We start from the raw sequence: 26454 nt of genomic DNA on the forward strand, positions 1-26454 counted from the left end.
GTGACGGTCTCTCGACATCCAGCACTGCCCGTGTTGAGAGATCACCCCACCCCGTCTCACATTTCGCTGCGCTCAATGTGAGTCGACCCTCCCCCTCCAGGGGAGGGTAAGAGCGAGGCCATGCACGATGTCTGCCAAACCGGCGATCAGCTATCAAAAGGTCAGCAAGAGCTTCGGCTCGCTCAAGGCCGTGGACGATGTGTCGTTCGACGTCGCCGACGGCGAGTTTGTGGCGATCGTCGGCGGCTCGGGCTCGGGCAAGACCACGCTGCTGCGGCTTGCCAACCGGCTGATCGAGCCCGATAGCGGCACCATCACGGTCGAAGGCGAGGACGTGCGGAATGTCGATCCGGTCGCGCTGCGTCGGCGGATCGGCTACGTCTTCCAGAGCGGCGGGCTGTTTCCGCACTTAAGCGTCGCCGACAATATCGGCATCACGCCAAAGCTGCTCGGCGAGGCGGCTGCGACAATCGCAGGGCGCGTCGACGAGCTGCTGGAGCTCGTGCGGCTCGACCGCGCGTCGCATCGCGGCCGGCTGCCCGAGGCCCTCTCCGGCGGCCAGCGCCAGCGCGTCGGCGTGGCGCGGGCGCTCGCGGCAAGACCCCGCATCGTGCTGATGGACGAGCCGTTCGGCGCGCTCGATCCGCTCACGCGCGATGCGCTCGGCGACGATTATCGTTCGCTGCACCGCAAGCTCGGCCTGACCACCGTGATGATCACCCATGACATGACCGAGGCGATCCTGCTCGCCGACCGCATCGCGGTGATGCGCGGCGGACGATTGCTCGCGCAGGGTACGGCTGCGGAGCTCTCTAGCAGCAGCAGCGATTACGTGCTCGAGCTGTTGCGGACTCCGCGGCGCCAAGTCGAACGACTGAATGTGCTGCTGCCGGTGGGCGGTGCGGCATGAGCCTCTTCGCCGATCCACGCTGGGCCGAGGCGCTGTCGCATCTGCCTGACTACCTCGGCAACCATGTGCGGGTGAGTCTCGCCGCGCTCGCGCTCGGCCTCGCCGTCAGCCTGCCGCTGGCGATCCTGACGCGCAACCGTCCGGCACCGCGCAGCATCCTGCTCGCGTTCGCCAGCATCGTACAGACCGTACCCGGGCTGGCACTGCTCGCGCTGTTCTATCCGCTGCTGCTGCTGGCCGCTTCCGTCACGCTGGCCTGGTTCGGAATATCCTTCTCGGCGTTCGGCTTCCTGCCGGCGATGCTCGCGCTGGCGCTGTATTCGATGCTGCCGGTGCTGCGCAACGGCATCACCGGCCTCAACGGCATCGATCCCGCGCTGATCGAGGCTGCCAAGGGCGTCGGCATGACCGCGCGGCAATCGCTCGTCATCGTCGAGCTGCCGCTGGCGCTGCCGGTGATGATGGCCGGCATCCGCACCGCGGCGGTGTGGGTGATCGGCACCGCGACGCTGTCGACGCCGATCGGGCAGACCAGCCTCGGCAATTACATTTTCGCGGGCCTCCAGACCCAGAACTGGGTATTCGTGCTGTTCGGCTGCGCGGCCTCCGCCCTGCTCGCGCTCGCGGTCGACCAGCTGCTTGGGCTGATCGAGAACGGCCTGCGCCGCCGCAATCGCGTGCGCAGCGGCCTCGGCGCACTCGGAATCGCGGCGCTGGTCGCAGCAACGCTGGTGCCGACCATGGGGCGCTCGTCGTCGGGCTATGTGGTCGGTGCCAAGACCTTCGCGGAGCAATATGTGCTGTCGGCGTTGATGAGGGACCGCCTCCAGGCCGCCGGTCTGTCCGCGACGGCGCGCTCAGGCCTCGGCTCCAGCGTGATCTTCCAGGCCCTGAAGGCCGGCGACATCGACCTCTATGTCGATTATTCCGGCACGCTCTGGGCCAACCAGCTGCATCGTACCGACATCAAGCCGCGCGCCGAGCTGGTGGCGGAATTGAAGACGGCGCTCGCCAGGGACAACATTACCCTGCTCGGAGAGCTCGGCTTCGAGAACGCGTATGCGCTGGTGATGCCAAGACGGCGCGCCGAGGCGCTCGGCATCCGAACCGTCGCCGATCTCGCGGCACATGCGGCGACGCTGTCGATTGCCGGCGACTACGAATTCTTCTCGCGGCCCGAATGGGCGGCCTTGCAGAAGGCCTATGCGCTGCAGTTCCGCGCCCAGCGCCAGATGCAGCCGGACTTCATGTATGCGGCGGTCGCCAGCGGCGAGGTCGACGTCATCGCCGGCTACACCAGCGACGGCTTGATCGCCAAGTACGAGCTCGCAGCGCTCGACGATCCCAAACACGCGATCCCGCCCTACGACGCGATCTTGCTGCTCGCGCCAAAGCGCGCCGGTGACGATCAACTGCACGCGGCGCTCAAGCCAATGCTCGGCAAGATCGACATCGCCACCATGCGCGAGGCGAACCTGCGCGCCAGCGGCAATGATGCGAATTCATCGCCCGATGCTGTGGCGAAGTGGTTGTGGGAGAAGATCAAGCCGTAGGTTCGCGGCCAAGAGAGGCTACAATCCCCGGATCATCCCCGCATCGATCAGCAGCCGGTTCAGCCGCCGCGCCTCGGCGCCATCCTTGCAGCCGTAGAAGATGCCCTTGCAGCGGAGCATGATCTCCTTCTGCTCGGCAAAGGAGGGGTCGAGCGGGATGCCGGCGGCTTCCTGAACCACCAGCGGCAGATAGGGGCCGTCGATCGTGTCCATCACGGCCTCGCTCCTCACCGGCTCGAAATTGACGGCGTCGATGGCGTAATAGGTCGCGTAGAGGCGCGGATCGTAGGCGTCGAGCTTCTTGCCGATCGTGCCCTCGTCGAGCCCCGGCTCGAGGATGGCAGGCGCGAATTCCGGCTGATGATCGCCGTAGCGCACGATCAGGAAGGGCTCGCCGGGAAAGGTCTTCTTCAAACCGGCAACGAACGCCTTGTACTGCTCGGCGCTCATGGTTTGGCGGCGCAGATATTCGTCGATGGACGGCACATTGCCCGGCGCGCGCCAGTTCGGCAGCAAGTCCGGTCGGAAGCGCGTCTCCCAGGGGAAATGATTGGCGCCGAGATAGATGAAGGTGAACAGCGGCTTGTTCGGCGGCTGCTGACCCATCAGCTGAAGCGCCTTGTCGTAGAAGAAGCTGTCGGGCTCGACATCCTTGGCGCCGAGATCCTTGGAATCGAGGAAACGCTCGATTCCCGTCGTCATCTGGAAGCTGCGCGCGCCCATGAAGCCGCCATGGGCGGGATAGAGCGACAGCGTGTCATAGCCGCAGCGGCGCAGCGCCAGCGGCAGGCCGCGCTCGACCCGGCTCGAGGCGATGCGCGTGACGAAATAGGCGAAACGGCCGAACGAGCGCGAGGAGAGCCCAGCGAGCACGTTGTATTCGGTGAACCAGCTCGGCCCGCCATTGCTCTCGGCGAGGAACGCGCGTTGCTTGCCGTCCCACGATTTGAAATGGTCGCCATAGCGCGGCGGCACCTTGATGCCCTGGGCGGCGCGGATGTCGAAGCTCGATTCATCATGGATCATGATGATGTTGGGTCGGCGGCCGGCGGGGTGGCAGGCATCGACCAGCGGCATGTTGAGCCGCTCGCCGGTCGAGGCAGCCGCTTCCATGAAGCCGTGCCGCGCAAAGTCGGAGACGGCCGTGACGCCCGAGCGGAAGAATTTCGAGAGATAGCCGTCGTCGTAATAGCCGCGCCAGGCCTCGTCCGGGTGATAGATCGAATAGCCGACCAGGGCGGCAAGGCAGGCGAGCTTGCAGGCGAGCGCCGGCAGGCGCCGGATGCGAAACGGATCGAGCCACCACAGCGCGTACATCAGCGGCAGCGTGACGAGGCCGGCCAGGATCACCGACCAGCGCAAATTCGGAAAGATCGTGAACAGGAACGCGACGGTGTCGCGGTCGATCATCATCAGGTCGATGAAGTTGACCGTCATCTGCACGACGTCGTGCTTGAGCTGCGACAGCAGCACCAACACGACGACCATTGTCAGCGACAGCGCGCCCGACAGCGCCGGCCGGCGCAGCAGCGTGATCCAGAAGAAGTTGAGGATGCCCCAGGCCAGCGCGAAGGAGAGGCGCGAGCCGAAATCGGTCTCGGTTTCGTACATCAGCGCGAGCGCGGCCAGATGCGGCACTGCAACCGCGAGCAGTCGCCAGATGCCGAGCGCGGCGACGCTCGCCAGTACGGCGGTCGTGGCAGAAGGACCTGGATTGGGCGCGGACGCCATCGACGACACGCAACTTCTGGTCCGGCGCGGTGATGCCAAGCCTGGCCGGCCCGAAAAACGGCCAAGGCGTCCGGAGCAGCCGGAAGCCTGCACCGTGTCATAAAACTGTAACGGAACGGTCAAGGACAGGCAACGCGCAACGCCGTCCGACCTTCGCTCAATGGTGGCTCATGGCTAATCGGACGCTCGCGGCCGCCGCCATCCTCGACCATGCCCCCGTTGCGCTAAACGCCTTCCACGCTGACCAACCGGGCTGAACTACAGGCATCCCGGATCGCTTTGAGGCCCTGGTAGGTGGCGCCGCTGTAGAACTCCTCCCAAGCAGCGACCGACGGGAATTCCAGGATGACGATCCGGCGGGGCTCCCAATCGCCCTCATAGACTTTATGAGCTCCGCCGCGCGCCAGATATTTGGCGCCCGCCGCCTCCAATGCGGGTTTCACGCCCCGCATGAAGCTCTGGTACTGCTGGGGATCCCTGATCTCGACGTCGAAAATCACGTAAGCTGCCATTTCAATCTGCCCCCTAGTCAACAACGGACCTGCCGGCTTCGCGCCGGCCGCGCGATCGCCTATTCGATGACCTCGTCGGCACGCGCGAGCAGGGTTGGCGGAACCGCGATGCCGAGCGCTCTCGCCGTCCTGAGATTGACGATCGTCTCAACCCTGGTCGAGCGCTGGACGGGGAGATCGGCCGGCTTGGCCCCCTTCACGATCCGCGCCGCATAGCCTCCGACGAGGCGCGAGGCATCCTGCGCGCTGGCTCCATAGCTCAGCAGGCCGCCGAGATCGACGAACTCGCGTTGAAAATACAGCGTCGGCAGCCGCAGCCTCGCTGCCGCCTGGATGATCTGGACGCGATTGACGATGAAGACCGGATCGACCGTGACGAACAGCACATCGACGCGCGCCGGCACCATGTCTGCAAACGCCTTCTCGATATCGTCCCGGTTGCCGGCCTTGAACGCGAGCAATGTCTTGCCGATGGCCTTGGCCGCGGCCTCAGCGTTTGCGAGCTGGGCCGCTGCGGTCGGCCGGTTCGGGTTGATCAGGACGCCGACGGTCGCAGCCTCCGGCAACAATTCGCTCGCCAGCTCCAGGTTCTTCGCGCCCAGTTCGGCAGCGAGCCAGGTCACGCCGGTGACGTTGCCACCCGGCCTGCTCAGGCTATCCACCAGACCTGAGGACACCGGATCGTCGGCCGTCAGGAATACGATCGGAATGGTCGATGTCGTCCGCTTGGCCGCCAGTGCAGCCACGTTGCCGCCCATCGTGACGATCACGCCGACAGGCTGCTGGACGAGCTCCGCGGCGAGCGAAGGCAGCCGGTCGAATTGACCCTGCGCCCAGCGATACTCGATGGCGACGTCGCGTCCCTCAGTCAGGCCGGCTGCAACGAGGCCCTCTCGAAACCCGGTGACCACCGTCGCGAAGGTGTCCGGCGAGCCGCTGGCGAGCAGTCCGACCACAGGACGCGAGCTTTGCGCCAGAGCCGGAGAAATCCAAAGCGGGGCGATGCCACCGGCGAGAACAAATGTGCGTCGATCCATTCTTGTCGTAGGACTCAAATATTGATTTGGAATATGCGCGCGAGTGTAAACGCAAGTCCCGGCGCCCGCTACTGACCCCGAGAGATCCCGGCAATGAAAAGATCGATCACCCCCTCCCCCATCTGCTCGATCTCGTCCTCCCCGACGCCCCAGCGCGGGAAATGGCCGTCGAGATTCATTCGGGCGATACCGTAGACGAGGGCGCGCCCGGCGATCTGGATGCGCGTGAGGTCGGGGGACCGCAGCAGGCCTTGCGCTGCCGCATCAGCCAGCATCTGTTCCGTCAGCGCGATCAGCTCGGCGTTGTCTCGCGTCAACTCGGGCGAACTGCCATGGGCAAAATAGCGCCCAGTCGAGATGATCTCGAAATGCGCGGGATTGCGCATCGCCCAACGCAAGTAGGCGAGACCAAAGGCACGGAAGCGGCCGAGCGGGTCGGCGGCCGGAGCCTCAGCCAGCGCCGTCTCGATCTCGGCGCGGAAGCGCCGCTGCGCCTCCTCGGCCGCGGCCGCCATCAGCGCATCGCGGTTGGGAAAGTGCCGGAACGGCGCCCCCGGCGACACCGCGGCCCGGCGTGCCGCCTCCCGCACCGAGACTTCGGCGCCTTCCGCTGCGAGTTGCAGCGCAGCATCGATTAACACGCGGCGGAGGTCGCCGTGATGGTACGGCCGGGCTTCGGCGGCGGGACGACGGGCGCGCGGCTTGGATGGCTGGCGGACAGGCATGAATCTTTCTAGCCTCACCCGAACGTGAATGTAAGCAATGATTACACCATTGACGCCACCCTCAACTCCAAATGTAATCATCGATTACATAGAGAGGGAGATCGCCCATGTCCGAACGTCAGAGCTGGTTCGAAGGCTGGCGCCTACTGGCCGCCCTCTGCTTGAGCTTGATCGCACTCAGCCTGTGGATCGCCTCGATGCGGCAGTTCGAGGTCGAGGGCGTTCGCATGGTGGTCCGCTTCACGGCGCGAAGCTCGCTCCTGTTATTCTGCCTCGCCTTCAGCGCCGCGGCGCTGGCGCGGCTCTGGCCCAATGCGTGGACGCGCTGGCAGAAGCGCAACCGCCGCTATCTGGGCCTCAGCTTCGCGGCCTCCCACGCCATCCACGCGGCTGAAATCATGACGTTTGCCAGGATGGATCCGGCCGGATTTGCCGAGGCCACCTCGGCGGCCTCGTACATCTTCGGCGGCATCGGCTACGGCTTCATCATCGCCATGAGCACGACGTCGTTCGACCGCACCGCCGCACTGATCGGCCCGCGCGCCTGGCGGGCCCTGCACCTTGTGGGCGGCTATTACCTCTGGTTCCAGTTCATGGTCTCGTTCGGCAAGCGCGTGCCGACGATGCCGCTCTATGCCGCCTTCCTGCTTCCGCTGCTGATCGTGATGGCGCTGCGCATGATCGCGATGGCCCGCCATCCGCGTGGGCAGACCGTCCCGGCAGGCTGATGAAAAGAGCGAGACCGCTGTTTGCGATCTCGCTCGACCATAGTCGCCAAGGTCCAAGATCTGGATTGGCGAGCGAAGCTTGAATTTCGCCCGTCGTTCCGGGGCGCGCGTTAAGCGCGAACCCGGAATCCCGGCGCAGACGTCAGTTCTTCGTCTTGTCGACCAGCGCGCCCTTCTTGATCCAGGGCATCATGTCGCGCAGCTTGGCGCCGACTTCCTCGATCGGGTGCTGAGCGAGCTTGGCGCGGGTCGCCTTGAACGAGGTCTGGTTGACCTTGTTCTCGAGCATCCAATCGCGGGCGAACTTGCCGCCCTGGATGTCGGCCAGAACCTTGCGCATCTCCTTCTTGGTCTCGTCGGTGATGATGCGCGGACCGGTGACGTACTCGCCGTATTCGGCGGTGTTGGAGATCGAGTAGTTCATGTTGGCGATGCCGCCTTCATAAATCAGGTCGACGATCAGCTTCACTTCGTGCAAGCACTCGAAATAGGCCATCTCGGGCGCGTAGCCGGCTTCGACCAGGGTCTCGTAACCGCCCTTGATCAATTCGACCAAGCCGCCGCAGAGCACAACCTGCTCGCCGAACAGGTCGGTCTCGCACTCTTCCTTGAAGGTGGTCTCGATGATGCCGGCACGGCCGCCGCCGATGGCGGAGGCGTAGGACAGGCCGAGGTCATGGGCATTGCCCGAGACGTCCTTGGCGATCGCGATCAGGCAGGGCACGCCGCCGCCGCGCTGATACTCCGAGCGCACGGTGTGGCCGGGGCCCTTCGGCGCGATCATCAGCACGTCGAGGTCGGCGCGCGGATCGAGCAGATTGAAGTGGACGTTGAGACCGTGCGCGAACACGAGGGCGGCGCCCTTCTTCATGTTGTCGTGCAGGTGCTCGCGATAGATGTCGCCCTGAAGCTCATCCGGGGTCAGCATCATGACGAGGTCGGCCCATTTGGCGGCTTCCGCAACCTCGAGCACCTTGAAGCCGGCGGCTTCCGCCTTCTTGGCCGAAGCCGAACCCTTGCGCAGCGCAATGGCGACGTCCTTGACGCCGGAATCCTTCAGGTTGAGCGCATGGGCATGGCCCTGGCTGCCATAGCCGACGATGGCGACCTTCTTGCCCTTGATCAGGTTCAGGTCGGCGTCGCGATCGTAATAAACACGCATGGGTCGTTTCCTCGTTCAGGGCCGAAATCGGCCGATGGTCAGTGTCCGAAGGGTGAAATTGGCGGATTTCGGGGGCTGTCTAGAGCATTTCGGCCCCAGAGGGAAACCCGTTTCTGCATGGAAATCCGCGACATCATGCATCCATGAAAACGGGGTAGAGGGAGGCCAGCAGCAGGATCGCCATCAGGATGTTGAAGGCGCGGACCAGCCGCTCGGAGGTCAGGACCGGCCGCAATGCGGTGCCGAACAGCGCCCAGACCACGGTCGAGACGGTGCCGACGACGAGGCTGATCACGGTCTGGATCGCGATGTTGATCGGAAATTGGGCGATCGCCGCATAGGCGGTGATGGTGCCGATTACGATCACCCAGCCCTTGGCGTTGATCCACTGGAACATCGCCGCGCCCCAGAAGGTCATCGGGCCGCGGCCATTCTCCTCGCCCGGCTTGGCCGGACCGGCCATGGCGATCACGGCGGCGAGGTAAATCAGGTAGGCGGCGCCGGCATATTTCAGCATGGTCTGGAGGATCGGATAGGCCAGGAACACAGTGCCGAGCCCGAGGCCGACCGCGGCGACCATGAAGGCGAAGCCGAGCACGATTCCGACGATGTGCGGGATGGTGCGGCGGAAGCCGTAGGTCAGGCCGGAGGACAGCAGCATGATGTTGTTCGGCCCGGGCGTGAAGTACATCACGACCATGAAGACGAGGAAGGCGTAGAAGAGCGAGTAGGTCATCATCGCCTCACGCCGTCTTCGGCAGAACTTGCGGGCGCTTCGCCAGCACCATCACGGCGATCCCAAAGATCACGGTCAGCATGCCGGCGAGGCGAAGCGGGCCGAACCGTTCGCCGAACACGATGCTGGAGGCGGCGGAGCCGACGAACGGCACCAGCAGTGCGAACGGCACCACTTGCGCAGCCGGATAATCATGCAAGAGGCGGCCCCACAGCCAATAGGCGATGCTGGTGGAGACGCCGCCGAGCATCAGCATGCAAAGCGCCGACGTCAGCGACATGTGCGTCAGCGACATCCATGTCGATGCCGGGCCATTGGCGATCAGCGCCAGCACGAATAGCGGCACGGCAGAGGCGAGGCAGAGCCACGCGAACAGGTCGAACATCGGCACGCCGCGCGCACCGCGCAACAGCAGATTGCCGATGGCGAAGCTGAGCGGCGAGATCATCAGAACCGCGAATGCGCCGACGCTGAAATCGTAACCGACAGTCCCGCAAATCATCAGCAAGCCCACCGCGGCGATGGCGACGCCGAGCGTCTGCACCGGCGTCGGACGTTCGCCGAACAGGATCGCGGCAAAGCCGATCGTGAACAGCGCCTGGCTCTGCACGACGACGGAGGTGAGGCCCACCGGGACGCCGTGGGCGATGCCGTAGGCTTGCGACAGGAACTGACCGAGGAACAACGTGAAGCTGATCCCGATCAGCAGCGACCAGGCGACTTTCGGCTTGGGAATGAACAGGCACGGCACCGCCGCAACGGTGAAGCGCAACGCCGTCATCAGCTCCGGCGAAAGCTCGTCGAGCGCGATCCGGCTCGCCACGAAGGCAAGCCCCCAGATGATCGCCACCATGACGGCGATGAGGATATCGGCCGGCTTCATTGTTGTTTCCGGTTCTGCTTTGTCGTGCAGCCCTGTTTGTTGTTCTTGTTTAGCCTTGCTCGCCGGCTTTCGGTTTCCGCAGCAAATACGTGCCGTGCATCGGTGCGTGGTAGTCGGCCGAGATCAGCGTGAAGCCGACGTCGGTCAGCATCCGCTCCATCACCCAGCCGAAGGTGGAATACTCGTCACGCATGTGGGTCACCACGCCCTCGCGGGAGAAATCGTGGTTCTTGATCTGGAAATCAGCCCATTGCTCGACGTCACGCTCGACCGCGTCGGGCATCGATGAATAAACAATGTCACGGAGGTAAAACGTCGCTCCGGGCTTGAGCGCGCGAAAAATCCGCGACATCGCCACCGCCTTCCAGAAATCCGGCAGGTGGTGCAGCGTGAACTCGCTGACGATGAGATCGTAGGATTCCGGCCGGTAGGCGAAGCTGAGCAGACCGGCGGATTGGGTGCGCACCGGCGCCTTGCGGTCGCGGGCATAGATCTCGGCCAGCGCCAGCATCGCCGGCGAAATGTCGATGGCGTCGACGTCGGCCCCCAACAACGCCGCTTCGGTGGCGAGCACGCCGTTGCCGCAGCCGATATCGGCGATGCGCCAGCCACGCTGGACCCCGAGCATTTTCAGCGCGGCGCGCGCCCGCAGATCGGCATCGTCATGGTTGTCGTAGATCGAGGCCACAGCGGGCTCGATCCCCATCCGGTTCCGCTCGTTGTAGTACCAGTCGCGCGCCAACATGGCTCACATCCCTTCAGGCCCGCGGCCGATCGCGGCAACACCGGTGCGCGACACCTCGACGAGGCCGAGCGGGCGCATCAGGTCGATATATTGATTGATCTTGTCGGTATTGCCTGTGATCTCGAACACAAAACTCTCGGTGGTGGCGTCGATCACCCGGGCGCGGAACGCATCCGCCAGCCTGAGCGCCTCGACGCGGTGCTCGCCCTGCCCGCGCACCTTCACCATCGCCAGCTCGCGCTCGATCGAGCGCTTGGTCTGCGTCATGTCGACGACCTGATACACCGGAATCATGCGGTCGAGCTGGTTCTTGATCTGCGCGATCACCATCGGCGTGCCCGTGGTGACGATGGTGATGCGCGACAGATGCTTCTGGGCCTCGGTCTCCGAGACCGTGAGGCTCTCGATGTTGTAGCCGCGCCCCGAGAACAGGCCGATGACGCGCGCGAGCACGCCCGGCTCGTTCTGCACGAGCACCGCAAGCGTATGCGTCTCGTTGGGGTCGTGACGGTCCTCGATGAAATAGGCGGATGCGGGCTGGTTCATTGTCGTCCCCTCTTGTCTCTCCGTCACGCCTTGGCCGATTCTTTGGCTGGCGCCTCCGTCCCGACCCAACGGCGGAACAGATCGAAATCGATATTGCCGCCGGACAGCACGAGACCGACGCGCTTGCCCTTCAGCTTGCTCTTTTCCTGCAGCGCCGCGGCCAGCGCGGCTGCGCCGGCGCCTTCGGCGAGATTATGCGTATCGGTCCAGTAGGCGCGGATCGCGGCGGCGACCTCGTCGTCGGTGACCTCTAAGATGCGCGAGGCGCCCTTGCGGATCAGCGCGAACGCATCCTCGTCGGGGATGCGCGTCGCCATGCCGTCGGCGCGGGTGTTCGCCGTCTCGGTCGTCAGGATTTTTCCGGCTGCGAACGACAGCGCATAGGACGGCGCTTCCGTCGACTGCACGCCGACGATCTCGGTCTTCAGGCCGAGCAGGTCGCGCGCCATGATGCAGCCGCAGATGCCGGAGCCCTGCCCGATCGGCACATAGAGGATATCGAGGTCGGGCGCTGCCCGGAACAGTTCGAGAGCGTAGGTCGCAACGCCAAGAACGAGATCCGGGTGGAACGAGGGCACCATGTGGAGCCCGGCGAACTGCGCGCGGCGCTCGGCTTCCTCGCGTGCCGCCTGAAAGTCCTCGCCGTGTTCGACCAGCTCGGCGCCAAGGGCCTTCATCGCGCCGTTCTTCTCGACCGAGTTGCCGCGCGGCACATAGATTACCGCGGGCACGCCGTGGCGGCTCGCGGCAAAGGCGAGGCTCTGACCATGATTGCCGCGCGTCGCCGAGATGATGCCCGGCGTCTTCGGCCGTTCGCGCTTCAGCCGTTCGAGATAGACGAGGCCGCCGCGCACCTTGAAGGCGCCGATCGGCGTGTGGTTCTCGTGCTTGACCACGACCTCGGTGCCGAGCCGAGCTGCGAGCAACGGCCAGGCATGCGCCGGCGTCGCCGGCACCGCCTGCCCCACGATCGCATGTGCGCGTTCGAGCTCCTTCAGGTCGAACATGACGTCACACCAGCGCCTTGCCGCCGGCGAACGCCTTCGCGGTGGCCTCGTCGTTGGCCTGCTCCGGCAGCAGCATCTCGTTGTGGGCCTTGCCGGAGGGGATCATCGGGAAGCAGTTTTCCAGCGCCGCGACGCGGCAGTCGAACAGCACCGGGCGCTTGACCGAGATCATCTCCTTGATCGCACCATCGAGATCGGCCGGCTTGTGCACCTGCAGGCCCACGGCGCCGTAGGCCTCCGCGAGCTTGACGAAATCCGGCAGCGCCTCCGAATAGGAATGCGACAGCCGGTTGCCGTGCAGCAGCTGCTGCCACTGGCGCACCATGCCCATGTACTGGTTGTTCAGGATGAAGATCTTGATCGGAAGCTCGTACTGAACCGCCGTCGACATCTCCTGCATCGTCATCTGCACCGAGGCATCGCCCGCAATGTCGATGACGAGGCTGTCGGGATGGGCGACCTGCACACCCACCGCCGCCGGCAGGCCGTAGCCCATGGTGCCGAGACCGCCCGATGTCATCCAGCGATGCGGCTCCTCGAAGCCGTAGAACTGCGCCGCCCACATCTGATGCTGGCCGACCTCGGTCGTGATGTAGGTATCCTTGCCGCGCGTCGCTTCGAACAGGCTCTGGATCGCGTGCTGCGGCAGGATGACGTCGTTGCTCTTCTTGTAGTAGAGCGAGTTGCGGGCGCGCCATTGCGCGATCTGCTGCCACCACGACTTGATGTCGGGCTTCTTCGCCTCCGCCTTGAACACCTGGAGGATGTCGCCGAGGACGTTGGCGCAATCGCCGATGATCGGCACGTCGACCCGGATGTTCTTGTTGATCGAGGACGGATCGATGTCGATGTGGATCTTCTTCGAGCCGGGCGAGAACGCATCGACGCGGCCGGTGATGCGGTCGTCGAAGCGCGCGCCGACGCACAGCATGACGTCGCAATCATGCATCGTCATGTTGGCCTCATAGGTGCCGTGCATGCCGAGCATGCCGAGCCAGTTCTTGCCCGACGCCGGATAGGCGCCAAGGCCCATCAGCGTCGAGGTGATCGGAAAACCGGTGACCTCGACCAGCTCGCGCAGCAGCTTGGTCGCCTCGGGGCCGGAGTTGATGACGCCGCCGCCGCTGTAGATCACGGGACGCTTGGCGCCCGCGAGCAGCGCAACCGCCTTACGGATCTGCGTCGCGTCGCCCTTGACGCGCGGCGCGTAGGAGCGGTGCACGTCGGACTTGCGCGGCGGATGATAGGTGCCGGTGGCGAACTGCACGTCCTTGGGCACGTCGACCAGCACCGGGCCCGGACGGCCCGAGGTCGCGACGTAGAAGGCCTCATGCAGCACTTTTGCGAGATCGTTGACGTCGCGCACCAGCCAATTGTGCTTGGTGCAGGGGCGCGTAATGCCGACGGTGTCGCATTCCTGGAACGCGTCGTTGCCGATCAGATGCGTCGGCACCTGGCCGGAGATGCAGACCAGCGGGATCGAGTCCATCAGCGCGTCGGTGAGCGGCGTCACCATGTTGGTGGCGCCGGGGCCGGAGGTCACCAGCGCAACGCCCGGCTTGCCGGTGGAGCGCGCATAGCCTTCGGCGGCATGGCCGGCGCCCTGCTCGTGGCGGACCAGGATGTGCTGGACCTCGCTCTGCTGGAAGATCTCGTCGTAAATCGGAAGCACCGCGCCGCCGGGATAGCCGAAAATGTCGGTCACGCCGTGATCGATGAGTGCGCGGACGATCATCGCGGCGCCGGTCATCTGGTTCGGATCGTGGCTCTTGTCGCTCATTGGCTTGCTCCGGATGCGCTGTTGTCAGCGGCTTCGTTCGTGTCGGGTTCGGGAAATAAAAAAGGCCCCGAAGAGGGCCCATGCACACCGCCTGTCATGTGGATGGCAGCTAGCCATCCCCGGCGGTGTGCCTGGGTACGACGGCGATAAGGAGTTTGGTAATAATGTTACGCATGGCAGGCGCTCGGCTTCCCAAAGGTTGCGCGAAACATAGCGGCCAAAGCCTGGATGTCAAGGCAATGTGGCCGTTCCCGCGCGATTTAGGCAGTGTAGCGGTGTTCCCCGGGTTCGGCGAGAGGTAAATTCGGGAACCCGGCACAAATGCGCGTCATTCGGGGTCCCGCTCCGCCGTCACGATCGCGGCCAGCCATCCCCTCGCCTCCTCCGGCCTCACCCATTCGAAGTCCGGCAGCTGGTGCCGGAACCAGGTGAATTGCCGCTTGGCGTAATGGCGGGTATCGGCGCGGCCGATGCTGGCGGCGTCCTCCAGGCTGAGCTCGCCGTGCAGATGCCGGATCAAGGACGGCACGCCGTGCGCCTTCATGGCCGGCAGCAGCGGATCGAGACGTCTGGCGGCGAGCCGCTCGACCTCCTGGAGTGCACCGGCACCCAGCATGGCATCGAAACGGGCATCAATGCGGGCATAGAGCTCGTCACGCTCGGGCGCGAGGAAGACCGCGCGAAAACTGTCCTTGGGCAGCAGCGGCGGCTGTCCCTCCCGGTGCCAGTCGAGCAGTGAACGGCCGGTTGCCTCGATCACCTCCAGCGCGCGGGCGATGCGGGTGCGGTCGCGCAGGTTCAATCGCTCGGCCGCCCGGGGATCGCGGGCTGCGAGTTCCGCATGCAGCGCTTCGACGCCGTTCCGTTCCAGCCGCGCGCGCACATCCTCGCGCAGCTCGGCGGGAATCGGCGGCACCACGGAGAGGCCCGTGGTCAGTGCCTTGAAATAGAGGCCGGTGCCGCCGATGAAGATCGGCAGACGTCGCTGCGCCCTCGCCTCATGGAGGGCCTTTGCCGCATCGCCTACCCAGGCACCAGCCGAGAAATTCACGGCGGCATCGACGTGACCATAGAGACGATGCGGCACGAGCGCCTCGTCCGCCGCCGTCGGCCGCGCCGTGATGATGCGCAGATCCCGATAGACCTGCATGGAATCGGCATTGATGACGACGCCACCGGCGGCGAGCGCAAGCTCGAGCGCCAGCGCCGACTTGCCGCTGGCGGTCGGGCCTGCGATAAGCACGGCCTTGCTCGGATGCCCCTCGCTCACGAAAACCTCAAATGTCCCTCGTCGCCACGCTGATCTGCAACCCCGACAATCCCGCGCTCGACTCGACCATCGTCGACGGCGCCCGCGCCGTGCTGCCGCAGGCGGCGCCCGCGCACTGGCTGTTCGACGGGGTTGCGGTCGACATTCCCTTCGGCGCCGACAGTAACCTCGAAGGCGACCGCCACGCCATCGAGCAGCGGCTCCGCGAGCTCCGCGGCGATCTGCCCATCGACATCGTCGTGCAGCCTGTTGGCTTCAGGCGCAAGAAGCTTTTTCTCGCCGACATGGATTCCACCATGATCGGCCAGGAATGCATCGACGAGCTCGCCGATTTCGTCGGGGTCAAGGCGCATGTCGCAGGCATCACCGAACGTGCCATGCGCGGCGAGATCGAGTTCGAACCGGCGCTGCGCGAGCGCGTCGCGCTGCTCAAGGACCTGCCCGCCAGTGCGGTCGACGAGGTGCTGGCCAAGCGCATCACGCTGACGCCGGGCGGCCGCGAGCTGGTCGCCACCATGCGCGCGCACGGCGCCTATACCTGCCTGGTCTCCGGCGGCTTTACGCTGTTCACGCGCGCGGTCGCCGCCAGGATCGGCTTCCAGGAGAACCGTGCCAACGAGCTCGTCGTGCGCGACGGCAAGTTCACCGGCGAAGTGAAGGAGCCGATCCTCGGCCGCGCCGCGAAGCTCGCGACCTTGGTGGACCTGATGGAATCGTTCGATCTCGACGACATCGACTCGGTCGTGGTCGGCGACGGCGCCAACGATCTGGCGATGATCCAGGCGGCGGGGCTCGGTGTGGCGTATCACGCCAAGCCGGCGGTGGCTGCCGCCGCGGCGGCGCGGATCGACCACGGCGATCTCACCGCGCTGCTCTATGCGCAGGGTTATCGGCGGGACGAGTTCGTGGAGGGCTAAAGCCTCCCCTGTCCTGCCCCGCGAAGGCGGGGCATCCAGTACGCCGCGGCTTCTCGGTATCCCCGCGCCGTCCCTGGAATACTGAATCACCCGCCCCTGTGCGCAATTGCGCACTAGCGGGTGATGACAGCGAGTATGGGGCGAATGGCGTCCCCTTACTGCACGCTCAGCGCGACGAACCGCAGCTCGCCCTCGCCGTTCGAGACCAGCAGCAGCACCGATTTCTTGCCGTCCTTCTTGAGCTGGTCGACCCGCTTCTGGATGTCGGCGCCGCTCGACACCGCCTCCTGCGCCACCTCGACGATGACGTCGCCGGCGGACAGACGCTTCTCGGCGGCGTCCGAATTGGCGTCGACATTGGTGACGACCACGCCCTTGACGCTGTCCTTGATCTTGTAGCGCGTGCGCAGATCCTTGCTCAGCGCTGCGAGATCGAGGCCGAGCGCCTTCTGCGTCACCGGCTTCTCCGGCGCCGGCTCGTCGGTCTTCACCGCGGCCTGCACCTTTTCCGGATCCTGGAGGCGGCCGAGCGTGACCTTCTTGCTCTCCTCCTGGCCCTTGCGGATGATGACGACATCGACCTCCTTGCCGACCGCGGTGTCGGCGACGACGCGGGACAGATCCTTCGGGTCCTTGACGTCCTTGCCGTCGAACTTGACGACGACGTCGCCGGGCTCGATGCCGGCGGGCTTGGCCGGGCCCTTGTCGTCGACGCCGGCAACCAGCGCACCGCGCGCGGGCTTGATGTTGAGGCTCTCGGCGATCTCGTCGGTGACGCTCTGGATGCGCACGCCGAGCCAGCCGCGGCGAAGCTCGCCGAACTGGCGGAGCTGGTCGACGACGCCCACCACCGTCTTCGACGGCACGGCGAAGCCGATGCCGATGGAGCCGCCGGACGGCGAGATGATCAGCGTGTTGACGCCGATGACGTCGCCGTCGAGGTTGAACAGCGGACCGCCGGAATTGCCGCGGTTGATGGAGGCGTCGGTCTGGATGTAGCTGTCGTACGGCCCCGAGGAGATGTCGCGGTTCTTGGCCGAGACGATGCCGGCGGTCACCGTGCCACCGAGACTGAAGGGATTGCCGATCGCGACCACCCAGTCGCCGAGGCGCAGCTTGTCGCTATCGCCGAACTTCACCGCGACCAGCGGCTTCGGCGGCTTGATCTTGAGCACGGCGAGATCGGTCTTCTTGTCGACGCCGACCAGCTCGGCCTTGATCTTGGTGCCGTCGTTGAGGATGACGTGGATCTCGTCGGCATCCGCAATGACGTGGTTGTTTGTGACGACGACGCCCGACGTGTCGATGATGAAGCCGCTTCCGAGCGAGTTGGTCTTGCGCGGCGGGTTATTGTCGCCGCCCTTGCTGCCGCCACCGGGACCCCGGCGGTTCTTGAAGAAGTCGTCGAAGAACTCCTCGAACGGCGATCCTGGCGGCAGTTGCGGCATGGAGTTGCTGCCGCCCCCCTTGGCCTCGACCGTCTGCGAAGTCGAGATGTTGACGACCGCGTCGATCACCTTCTCGGCGACGTCGGCGATGCCATCCGGTCCGCGTGCATGGGCCGGCGTGCCGAACGCGCTGAAAGCACCGACGGCGAGCGCGGCCAGCCCAACTCGCACACCAAGTCGCACGCGGCAGCGCGATCGGGACGGGGCAATGGTGGCAGCGGTCATTGTGATCTCCAGACAAAGGGATTCGGCGCCAGACTGCGCTCGAACAGGGGCACGGCGCAAGCGCGGAGCTTCACGGGCCTCAAGAGCCCGACAATACGGCCAAAACCAGTCTGGCGCCTTCACTTTGGCGTTGGCCGAAGCCCTAAATCGGCCGCCGCATAACCCAAATCAGGACCAGCCCGGCCACGGCCGAGCCGATCCCGACCGCCCGCAGGATGTTGTCCGGCGTGGCGATGGCGCTTTTCATGGCTTTGCGCATCCAGTTTGGACTGGCCGCGAACATCAAGCCTTCGAGGACGAACAGGATGCCTAGGCCGATGAGGAAGTCGGCGAACGCAATGGACCTCATCGGAATGGAACTCCCGCTATGCTGTTCTTGTCTGGACGAAGGGCGGCGAAAATCCGCCGCCCCTGTCAGCTCACGGCTTCGCCGGCGTCTCGGTTGCCATCTTGCCGGACGGGTTACTGAAGTACCGGAAGAAATCCGAGTCCGGCCGCAGCAGGAAGCGGGTGTCGTTCGAACGCAGCCCGTTCTCATAGGCCGTCATCGACCGGTAGAAGGCGAAGAAGTCGGCGTCCTTGCCGTAGGCCTCCGCAAAGAGTCGGTTGCGCTCGGCATCGCCTGCACCGCGGGTCTGCTCAGCCTGCGAATTGGCCTCCGCGATGATCACGGTCGCCTCGCGGTCGGCCCTGGACTTGATCTCCTGGGCCTTCTGACCACCCTGTGCCCGGAACTCGGCGGCCTCGCGCTCACGCTCCGTCTTCATGCGCAGATAGACCGCCTGGCTGTTCTGCTCCGGCAGGTCGGCGCGGCGGATCCGGACGTCGACGACCTGAATGCCGTAGCCATCAGCCTCGCGGTCGAGCTGGTCGCGGATGCGCAGCATCAGCTTCTCGCGGTCGTCGCGCACCACGTTGATGAACGTGACCTCGCCGAGCACGCGGCGCAGCGCCGCGTTCAGGAGCGTGGTGAGCTGGATGTTGGCGGCCTGGATCGAGCCGACGCTCTGATAGAAGCGCAGCGCGTCCTTGATGCGGTAGCGCGCGAAGGCATCGACCACGAGCCGCTTCTGGTCGGAGGCAATCGCCTCCTGCGACGGGTTCTCAAGATCGAGGATCCGCTTGTCGATGTTGATCACCGAATTCCACGGCGCCTTGAAGTGCAGGCCGGGCGCGGTAACGACGTCGACGGGCCTGCCGAACTGGAGCACGATCGTCTGCTCGGTCTGCTGCACCGTGAACAGCGACATGTAGGCCACGATCAGGACCAGGAGCAGCCCGAGCAGCGTGACGAAACCTGCAACAGGAGACCTCATCGGTTGCCTCCGCTCGAGGGCTGACCGGTGGTAGGCGGCCGCCTGCTCGTCAATTCGCCAAGGGGCAGATAAGGCACGATGCCCTGGCCCGAAGACCCGCCGTCATAGACGAGCTTGTCGGCGCCGCCGAGCACGCGCTCCATCGTCTCCAGATAAATCCGTTCTCGCGTCACGTCGGGCGCCTTCTTGTATTCCTCGTAAACCTTCAGGAAGCGCGCGCTCTGGCCCTTGGCCTCGGCGACCGCCTGCTCCTTGTAGCCTTCGGCGTCCTGCAGAATCTTGGCCGAGCGTCCGCGCGCCTGCGGGACAACCTGGTTGGCATAGGTCTGCGCTTCGTTCTGCAGCTGCTCCTGGTTGGCGCGGGCCGCCTGCACGTCGCGGAAGGCGTCGATCACCTGCGCGGGCGGGTCGACCTTCTGCATTTGCACCTGGGTGATCTGAATGCCGGCGCCGTAGCTGTCCAAAGTCTTCTGGATCAGCTCGTGTACGCCTTGCTCGGTGACGTTGCGCGCTCCGGTCAGGATCGGCTGGATCTGGGATCGGCCGATCACCTCGCGCATCGCGCTCTCGGCGACCGCCTTCACGGTGCCCTCGGGGTTCTGGATGTTGAAGAGGAAGTCACCGACACCGTCCGGCTTGATGCGCCAGAGCACGGTGAAGTCGACGTCGACGATGTTCTCGTCGCCGGTCAGCATCAGGCTCTCTTCCGGCACGTCGCGAATGGAGCGGCCGCGCCGCGCCGGATCCTCGATCAGCGTCATGCCGATCGAGGTGGTGTTGACGCGCAGCGCCTTCGGCAGCAGCACGGTCTCGATCGGATAAGGCAGGTGATAGTTCAGGCCCGGCTGCACGGTGCGGACATGCTTGCCGAAGCGCAGCACGACTCCGAGCTCTTCGGACTGCACGCGGAAGAAGCCCGACAACAGCCAGAATGCGACGATCAGCAGGATGATCAACGTGATGCCGATGCCGGAGAAATAACCGCCCGGCATGATCTGCTGGAGGCGGTCCTGGCCGCGTCGCAGAAGGTCTTCCAGATCCGGAGGCCTCGGCCCGACCGGTTGCGGGCCTGAGCCCCATGGTCCCTTTGGACCCGAGCCCCACGGGCCACCGCCCTGATTCTTCCACGGCATTCGACGTTCTCCTCGGCAGGGTGGAATTGCCACCGCCCGCTTTGTCCGGTCCGGCTTTATAGGGGACAGGCAAGTCCCTTACAACGCAGCCCTGACCGTCTTCCGAGCTATGCTCGGGCACGAAAAAGTCAATGTAAACATTGGCAAAAGCGGTTAATGGCCGCGCCGCCGACGATATGTCACATAGGAGACGTCGGCGCTGTCGTCGGGGCCGGCAGGATGGCGGACGCGTTCAACCTCGTCCCATTCCGCCTTGTCGATGTCGAAATGCGTGTCGCCTTCCGGGCGCGCGTGCACCTCGGTGATCTCGAGACGATCGGCCCGATCAAGCCATTGCCGGAAGATCTCGGCTCCGCCGATCACCGCGATCTCAGTGACCGAACGCCGCAGGGCATCGCCAAGCGCGACCGCGCCGGCATCCGCCGCGGATGTCGTGACGATGGCGCCATTGGCGCGATAGGCTGCATCGCGCGTGACCACGATGTTGGTGCGGCCCGGCAGCGGCCGGCGCAGGGTCTCGAAGGTCTTGCGGCCCATGATCACGGGCTTGCCGATCGTCAGCGCCTTGAAGCGCGCCATGTCGGACTTCAATCGCCACGGCATCGCGTTGCCCGCGCCGATGACGCCGTTCTCCGCGATCGCGACGACGAAGACGATCTCCATCAGGCGGAGCTCCCGGCAAGCTGGGTCAGCGCAGGCCCGGTGACGCGGCACAGCGTCCAGTCGTCCATCATGACCGCGCCGATTGATTTGTAGAAAGCGATCGAGGGTGCGTTCCAGTCGAGGACCGCCCATTGCAGGCGCGACCAGCCGTTGTCGACGCATTCCCTGGCGAGATAGGCCAGCAGCGCCTTGCCGAGGCCCTTGCCCCGATGCGACGGCCGCACATAGAGGTCTTCGAGATAGATGCCGTGGCGGCCGCTGAAGGTGGAGAAATTGAGGAACCACACCGCGAAGCCGACCGGCTCGCCGTTCCACTCCGCGATCGCGCAATAGAGCTGCGGCCTCTCGCCGAACAGCGCCGCGGCGATGTCGGCCTCGGTCGCCTCCACCTCGTGGATCAGCTTTTCGTACTCGGCGAGCTCGCGGACAAAGGACAGGACGAGTCCGGCCTCTCCGGGCTGCGCACGGCGGATGGTCGACGACATCCGTGTCAGACCGCGACTTCCGCCTTGATGTGCGGATGCGGATCGTAGCCGACGAGCTCGAAGTCTTCGTAGCGGAAGGAAAAGATGTCCTTCACATCAGGGTTGATCCGCATCACCGGCAGCGCACGCGGTGCGCGGCTGAGCTGGAGCCGGGCCTGCTCCAGATGGTTTGAATAAAGATGCGCATCGCCGAACGAATGCACGAAATCGCCGGGCTTCAGGCCGGTGACCTGCGCGACCATCATGGTGAGCAGCGCGTAAGAGGCGATGTTGAAGGGCACGCCGAGAAAGACGTCGGCCGACCGCTGATAGAGCTGGCAGGACAGCTTGCCGTTCGCGACATAGAACTGGAACAGCAGGTGGCAGGGCGGCAGCGCCATCTTCTCGACGTCGGCCGGATTCCAGGCGGTGACGATCAGCCGGCGGGAATCAGGAGTGCGCTTGATCATGTCGATGACATTGGCGATCTGGTCGATGCTGCGCCCGTCGGCCGTGGGCCAGGAGCGCCATTGATGGCCGTAGACCGGACCGAGATCGCCATTGGCGTCCGCCCACTCGTCCCAGATCGTGACGCCGTTGTCGCGCAGATATTTGATGTTGGTGTCGCCCTTCAGGAACCAGAGCAGCTCATGGACGATCGCCTTCAGCGGCAGCCGCTTGGTGGTCAGCATCGGGAAACCGGTCGACAAATTGAAGCGCATCTGATGGCCGAACACCGACAGCGTGCCGGTACCCGTCCGGTCGGTCTTCTCGACGCCGTCTGAAAGAATCCGCTCGAGCAGGTCCTGATACTGGTGCATGTTGCGACTGAGCCTTTGGGGAGGCGGCGAACTTAGCGACACCCCCGGCGCTGCGACAGCGGCGATTCGCTGTCCCCGTCGATTATACCCGGAAAAGTGAGTGCTCCCGGCACAAACGACAAGGGGCGAAACCCAGCGTTCCGCCCCTCGCCTAGCGCCTTGATCGCCTTCGCTTAATTTGCCGGCTTGAGCACCGGGCTCCACTTCGCGATCTCGCTCTTGACGAGGGTCGCCAGCGCCTCCGGGGTGCGGTCCTTCGGTGCGGGGATCACGCTGCCGAGCTCGAGCAGGCGCTTCTTCACCGTCTCGTCGTCGAGCGCCTTGACGGCGGCGGCGTTCACGCTCGCCACGATCGCGGGCGAGGTTCCCTTGGGCGCGAACATCGCGTTCCAGGCCTGAGCCTGGAACGCCGGCAGGCCGGCTTCCGCCGTGGTCGGCACGTTCGGCAGCGACGGGTTGCGCTCGGCCGTGGCGATCGCATAGGCCTTGATGGTGCCGGCATTGATCTGCGGGACGGCGTTGACGATCTGGTCGCACATGTAATCGACCTGCCCCGCCACCAGCGCGTTCATCGCAGGTCCCGTGCCGTTGAAGGGCACGCCGACCGGCTTGATGTCGAGGATGGAGTGGAGGAGCTCGCACGAGACGTGCGAAACCGAGCCGACGCCGGCATGCGCGGCGTTCACCTTCTCGGCATTCGCCTTCACATAGGTGACGAACTCCTTGAGGTCCTTCGGCGGAAAGTCCTTCCGCGCCAGGATCAGGATCGGCGTGCCGGCCAGCAATGCGATCGGCTCGAAGTCCTTCTCGGGGTGATAGGCCAGCTTCGGATAGAGCGGCACGGAGGCGGCATGCGTGCCCATATGCCCGGTGATCAGCGTATAGCCATCATTGGCCGCACGCGCGGCACGCGTCGTGGCGGTGGTGCCCCCGGCGCCGACCACGTTCTCGATGATGATGCTCTGCCCCAGCGTTTGCGCCATGTGCCCGGTGACGATGCGTGAGATCACGTCAGTCGGCCCGCCGGCTGCGAACGGCACGATCACGGTAATGTTGCGCGTCGGATAGGTCTGCGCCTCGGCCGTTGCGATGAAGGCGCCCAGCGATGCTATCGCTGCTGCACATGCGCCTGTGAGCGCGCGAATGAACGTCATGGCGATCCTCCCTTTGGACACAATAAAATGCCGGCCCAAAGGCCGGCATCTCCATTTCACGAAGCCGTAACACAAGTCGATTCGACTTCCGAATGCGGCGCGCCGACGCAGGACCGAGCCGACCAGGGTGCGAACGACCTCAGTTCTCGGACTCGGTGAACACCTCGTCACGCTTGGCGCGCAACACCGGTAGCACCGTAAGCACAAGCAGGCCCGCCGCGACCACAAGCAGCACCGCCGACAACGGGCGCGTCAAGAACACGCTCCAGTCGCCACGCGAGATCAGCAGCGCCCGGCGCAGGTTCTCTTCCATCAGCGGTCCCAGCACCATGCCGAGCAGCAACGGCGCCGGCTCGAAATCGTGCTTGATCAGCCAGTAGCCGACGAGCCCGAACACGCCGGCCAGGATGACGTCGACCGGCGCGTTGTTCACCGAATAGATGCCGATCGCGCAGAAGATCACGATCGAGGGAAACATCAGCCGGTACGGCACGCGCAAGAGCCGCACCCAGATTCCGACCAGCGGCAGGTTGATGATGATCAGCATCAGATTGCCGATCCACATCGAGGCGATCATGCCCCAGACGAGATCCGGCTGCTTCTGCATCACCTGCGGCCCCGGCACGATGCCGTGAATGGTCATCGCACCCACCATCAGCGCCATCACCGCGTTCGGCGGGATGCCGAGGGTGAGCAGCGGGATGAACGAGGTTTGCGCCGCAGCATTGTTGGCACTCTCCGGCCCCGCCACGCCCTCGATGGCCCCTCGGCCGAACCGCAACGGGTTCTTGGCGAGCTTCTTCTCGAGCGTATAGGCCGCGAACGAGGCGATCACCGCGCCGCCGCCGGGGAGAATACCGAGAATGGAACCGAGCACGGTGCCGCGCAGGATCGGCGGCGTCGCATCGGCCAGATCCTTCCTGGTCGGCATCAGGCCGGTGATCTTCTGCTGAACGAGATCGCGGTTCATCTCGGCGCCATGGTCGAGATTGCGAATGATCTCGGCAAAGCCGAACACGCCCATCGCCACCGTCGCAAAGCCGAGGCCGTCGGCAAGCTCCGGAATGTTGAAGGCCATGCGCGAGGCGCCGGTCTCGATGTCCGAACCGACCATCGAAAGCAACAGGCCGAACACGATCATCGCAATCGCCTTCAGCACCGACCCCTTGGCCAGCACCACCGCGAAGATCAGGCCAAGCACCATCAGCGAGAAATATTCGGCCGGGCCGAACGCCAGTGCGAGCTTCGTCAGGGGTGCGCCGAGCAGTGCGATCAGGACGGTCGCGACGCAGCCGGCGAAGAACGAGCCGATCGCGGCGATCGCCAGCGCGGGGCCGGCACGCCCTTGCTTCGCCATCTGGTGGCCGTCGATGGCGGTCACCACCGATGTCGCCTCGCCGGGTATGTTGACCAGGATCGACGTGGTCGAGCCGCCATATTGCGCGCCGTAATAGATGCCGGCGAGCATGATCAGCGCGCCCACCGGCGGCAGTCCGAAGGTGATCGGCAGCAGCATCGCGACGGTCGCGATGGTGCCAATACCAGGGAGCACGCCGACCAGCGTGCCGACCAGGGCGCCGATCAGACACATCAGAAGGTTGATCGGAGTAAACGCGACGGCAAAGCCGTGAGCGAGGTTGGCAAAAATATCCATCACGCCCTCACTGCATCAGGAAACGCGGGTACATCGGCATCGGCAGCCCGAGCACGTAGGGGAACAGGATTGCGCAGCCGAGTGTCAGGCAGGCGCCGACGATCGCCGCCTCCAGCCACCGTGTCTCGTGCGAGCCCATCGCCGCGATCATGAAGCTCCCGAAGGCCGTGACAATGAGACCGAGGGACCGGATCGACAGGGCGAAGAAGAGGATCGCGGCCACCACGAACAGCGGCCCCCGCCATGAATAATGAGCCATCGCCGGCCCATCGGTCAGCAGACCGGTCAAGGCGATGCCGGCGGACAAGGCGACCAGCAGACCGCCGAACATGCGCGGCGCGGTCCCTGCGCCGAAGGAGAAGCCCCGCATCCCCTGCAAATCGCTCGATGCATACAGCGCGAACAGGGCAACGGCCATCAGGACGACGCCGCCGACATAATCCTGCGCCGACCGGATCGTCATGAACAGCGTGAGGATCGCCACCGCGAATAGCGGATAGGAATAGATCAGCGCCAGCAGCACGTCGGACGACATCTTCTTGGTGCCGCCGCCGAAAGAACCGAACACGGCGCTGGGCGCGCCGGCGAGCAGAGCCGTCGCATGCCCGGTGACGACCGCCGCCGGACCGCGGCCGGTCCCCCAGCCGAAGATCGTCCCGATCGACCAGATCAATTCGAAAATCTGCGGCGCAATCGCCAGCAGACAAAAGCCGAGCGCCAGCCGGGTGTTTCGGGTGGCTGTCGCTGAGTGGCCCATCGTGTCGGCCATGCCTGTCTCCTCCGCGACCCGTAAGTCACGAGCACTGTTGTTCTAAATCGGCTGGAACTGGATACCCCGCCCGGATCACTGCCTAGCGATTTTCATCAGACAATGCCAGCAAAACTCAACACGCCGCCGGCAAGCAGAAGCCAGAGCGGAATAATGCGCGAGATGGTCGCGCCCGCCGCAACCATCGCGGTCAGAAGCAGTGCAGCAATTGTGCGATCGGTCGAGCGGGCCAGGATCAGGGCGCTCGCTGCCCTCAATCCGATCAACCGCACAATCAGTGCAGCCTGGATCAGGCGGTCGACGCGATTTGGCTCGGCCGGTTCGGGAGCCGGATGCCATGATGGGCAAGTAGCGACGCAGGCAGGTACATCGCCATCGTCGCCAGCCAGCGCGCGTCCCGCGGGCGGCATACCCACCGCGAACGGCGAGACCGAAAGTGGAGATCAAGGACCAGACCGGGCTTTGGCCCGTCATGCTACTTTCCGCCGCAGGAAATAAGTGACGCCCACGCTGACGGGGATCGCGACCAGCAGCCGCGTCAAGAGCCAGGCCGGCGAGCAGGAGA

The 26454-nt window shown here is 65.1% G+C and carries 27 protein-coding genes; 4 read left to right on the forward strand and 23 right to left on the reverse strand.

Annotated elements, in window-relative coordinates:
• The first annotated feature begins 127 nt into the window (after positions 1-127).
• Complete coding sequence (locus tag BDOA9_RS31900) at positions 128-910, forward strand: ATP-binding cassette domain-containing protein (protein WP_025038015.1); 783 nt, start codon at positions 128-130, stop codon at positions 908-910.
• Positions 907-2463, forward strand: coding sequence for an ABC transporter permease/substrate-binding protein (locus tag BDOA9_RS31905; protein WP_025038016.1), 1557 nt, complete (start codon positions 907-909; stop codon positions 2461-2463). The genes BDOA9_RS31900 and BDOA9_RS31905 overlap by 4 nt, the downstream gene beginning before the upstream one ends.
• An 18-nt stretch (positions 2464-2481) precedes the next feature.
• Here BDOA9_RS31905 and BDOA9_RS31910 read toward each other — a convergent pair whose 3' ends face one another.
• The 4 genes from BDOA9_RS31910 to BDOA9_RS31925 all read right to left on the reverse strand — a co-directional run bounded on the left by BDOA9_RS31910 (position 2482) and on the right by BDOA9_RS31925 (position 6468).
• A complete protein-coding gene (locus BDOA9_RS31910; RefSeq protein ID WP_025038017.1) occupies positions 2482-4194 on the reverse strand; it encodes a sulfatase-like hydrolase/transferase in 1713 nt (570 codons plus the stop codon).
• A 224-nt stretch (positions 4195-4418) separates the two neighbouring features.
• Positions 4419-4706 carry a DUF1330 domain-containing protein gene (locus BDOA9_RS31915; RefSeq protein ID WP_025038018.1) on the reverse strand — a complete coding sequence of 96 codons (288 nt, stop codon included), beginning with the start codon at positions 4704-4706 and terminating at the stop codon, positions 4419-4421.
• Between the two features lie 59 nt (positions 4707-4765).
• Positions 4766-5743: an ABC transporter substrate-binding protein gene (locus BDOA9_RS31920; RefSeq protein ID WP_025038019.1), complete on the reverse strand. Its 978-nt coding sequence runs from the start codon at positions 5741-5743 to the stop codon at positions 4766-4768.
• Between the two features lie 68 nt (positions 5744-5811).
• Entirely contained in the window at positions 5812-6468 is a 657-nt protein-coding gene (locus BDOA9_RS31925; protein WP_025038020.1) for a TetR/AcrR family transcriptional regulator, read from the reverse strand.
• 107 nt (positions 6469-6575) lie between these two features.
• On the opposite strand from BDOA9_RS31925, the gene BDOA9_RS31930 reads away from it, so the two are divergent.
• Positions 6576-7196, forward strand: a complete 621-nt coding sequence (locus BDOA9_RS31930) for a hypothetical protein (RefSeq protein ID WP_025038021.1) — start codon at positions 6576-6578, stop codon at positions 7194-7196.
• 142 nt (positions 7197-7338) lie between these two features.
• On the opposite strand, the gene ilvC is transcribed toward BDOA9_RS31930, so the two are convergent.
• The 8 genes from ilvC to miaA form a co-directional block, all read right to left on the reverse strand.
• Positions 7339-8358, reverse strand: coding sequence for a ketol-acid reductoisomerase (gene ilvC / locus BDOA9_RS31935; protein ID WP_025038022.1), 1020 nt, complete (start codon positions 8356-8358; stop codon positions 7339-7341).
• Between the two features lie 133 nt (positions 8359-8491).
• Positions 8492-9094, reverse strand: coding sequence for a LysE family translocator (locus BDOA9_RS31940; RefSeq protein ID WP_025038023.1), 603 nt, complete (start codon positions 9092-9094; stop codon positions 8492-8494).
• 7 nt (positions 9095-9101) lie between these two features.
• Complete coding sequence (locus tag BDOA9_RS31945) at positions 9102-9977, reverse strand: EamA family transporter (protein WP_025038024.1); 876 nt, start codon at positions 9975-9977, stop codon at positions 9102-9104.
• 49 nt (positions 9978-10026) lie between these two features.
• Positions 10027-10722 (reverse strand): class I SAM-dependent methyltransferase, encoded by a 696-nt coding sequence (locus tag BDOA9_RS31950; RefSeq protein WP_025038025.1) that lies wholly within the window; start codon positions 10720-10722, stop codon positions 10027-10029.
• A 3-nt stretch (positions 10723-10725) separates the two neighbouring features.
• Positions 10726-11268 carry an acetolactate synthase small subunit gene (ilvN, locus tag BDOA9_RS31955; protein WP_018640841.1) on the reverse strand — a complete coding sequence of 181 codons (543 nt, stop codon included), beginning with the start codon at positions 11266-11268 and terminating at the stop codon, positions 10726-10728.
• Between the two features lie 23 nt (positions 11269-11291).
• Positions 11292-12275, reverse strand: a complete 984-nt coding sequence (locus tag BDOA9_RS31960; RefSeq protein WP_025038026.1) for a threonine dehydratase — start codon at positions 12273-12275, stop codon at positions 11292-11294.
• Positions 12276-12279: 4 nt separating this feature from the next.
• A complete protein-coding gene (locus BDOA9_RS31965) occupies positions 12280-14055 on the reverse strand; it encodes an acetolactate synthase 3 large subunit (RefSeq protein ID WP_025038027.1) in 1776 nt (591 codons plus the stop codon).
• 328 nt (positions 14056-14383) lie between these two features.
• On the reverse strand, positions 14384-15325 hold the full coding sequence (gene miaA / locus BDOA9_RS31970; protein WP_025038028.1) for a tRNA (adenosine(37)-N6)-dimethylallyltransferase MiaA: 942 nt from the start codon (positions 15323-15325) through the stop codon (positions 14384-14386).
• 11 nt (positions 15326-15336) lie between these two features.
• On the opposite strand from miaA, the gene serB reads away from it, so the two are divergent.
• On the forward strand, positions 15337-16242 hold the full coding sequence (gene serB / locus BDOA9_RS31975; RefSeq protein WP_025038029.1) for a phosphoserine phosphatase SerB: 906 nt from the start codon (positions 15337-15339) through the stop codon (positions 16240-16242).
• 155 nt (positions 16243-16397) lie between these two features.
• Here serB and BDOA9_RS31980 read toward each other — a convergent pair whose 3' ends face one another.
• The 11 genes from BDOA9_RS31980 to BDOA9_RS32030 form a co-directional block, all read right to left on the reverse strand.
• Positions 16398-17915 carry a Do family serine endopeptidase gene (locus BDOA9_RS31980; RefSeq protein ID WP_025038030.1) on the reverse strand — a complete coding sequence of 506 codons (1518 nt, stop codon included), beginning with the start codon at positions 17913-17915 and terminating at the stop codon, positions 16398-16400.
• A 142-nt stretch (positions 17916-18057) separates the two neighbouring features.
• Positions 18058-18264 carry a DUF2065 domain-containing protein gene (locus BDOA9_RS31985; RefSeq protein ID WP_025038031.1) on the reverse strand — a complete coding sequence of 69 codons (207 nt, stop codon included), beginning with the start codon at positions 18262-18264 and terminating at the stop codon, positions 18058-18060.
• A gap of 70 nt (positions 18265-18334) precedes the next feature.
• Positions 18335-19231: a protease modulator HflC gene (gene hflC, locus BDOA9_RS31990; protein WP_025038032.1), complete on the reverse strand. Its 897-nt coding sequence runs from the start codon at positions 19229-19231 to the stop codon at positions 18335-18337.
• The gene (hflK, locus tag BDOA9_RS31995; protein ID WP_025038033.1) at positions 19228-20364 is read right to left on the reverse strand and encodes an FtsH protease activity modulator HflK; all 1137 of its coding nucleotides are present in this window, start codon (positions 20362-20364) and stop codon (positions 19228-19230) included. Before hflK ends, hflC begins: the two co-directional genes overlap by 4 nt.
• Positions 20365-20517: 153 nt before the next feature.
• Positions 20518-21027: a dihydrofolate reductase gene (locus BDOA9_RS32000; protein WP_025038034.1), complete on the reverse strand. Its 510-nt coding sequence runs from the start codon at positions 21025-21027 to the stop codon at positions 20518-20520.
• Positions 21027-21512, reverse strand: a complete 486-nt coding sequence (locus BDOA9_RS32005) for a GNAT family N-acetyltransferase (protein ID WP_025038035.1) — start codon at positions 21510-21512, stop codon at positions 21027-21029. The genes BDOA9_RS32000 and BDOA9_RS32005 overlap by 1 nt, the downstream gene beginning before the upstream one ends.
• Positions 21513-21517: 5 nt before the next feature.
• Entirely contained in the window at positions 21518-22312 is a 795-nt protein-coding gene (locus BDOA9_RS32010) for a thymidylate synthase (RefSeq protein ID WP_025038036.1), read from the reverse strand.
• 173 nt (positions 22313-22485) lie between these two features.
• Entirely contained in the window at positions 22486-23466 is a 981-nt protein-coding gene (locus BDOA9_RS32015; protein ID WP_025038037.1) for a tripartite tricarboxylate transporter substrate binding protein BugD, read from the reverse strand.
• A 139-nt stretch (positions 23467-23605) separates the two neighbouring features.
• Positions 23606-25120, reverse strand: a complete 1515-nt coding sequence (locus tag BDOA9_RS32020; RefSeq protein WP_025038038.1) for a tripartite tricarboxylate transporter permease — start codon at positions 25118-25120, stop codon at positions 23606-23608.
• A gap of 7 nt (positions 25121-25127) precedes the next feature.
• Positions 25128-25889 carry a tripartite tricarboxylate transporter TctB family protein gene (locus BDOA9_RS32025; RefSeq protein ID WP_025038039.1) on the reverse strand — a complete coding sequence of 254 codons (762 nt, stop codon included), beginning with the start codon at positions 25887-25889 and terminating at the stop codon, positions 25128-25130.
• A 95-nt stretch (positions 25890-25984) separates the two neighbouring features.
• Positions 25985-26299, reverse strand: a complete 315-nt coding sequence (locus BDOA9_RS32030) for a hypothetical protein (protein WP_244521558.1) — start codon at positions 26297-26299, stop codon at positions 25985-25987.
• Positions 26300-26454 lie beyond the last annotated feature (155 nt).

Origin of the sequence: Bradyrhizobium sp. DOA9 (genome assembly GCF_000617845.2) — a bacterium.
Taxonomy (GTDB): domain Bacteria; phylum Pseudomonadota; class Alphaproteobacteria; order Rhizobiales; family Xanthobacteraceae; genus Bradyrhizobium.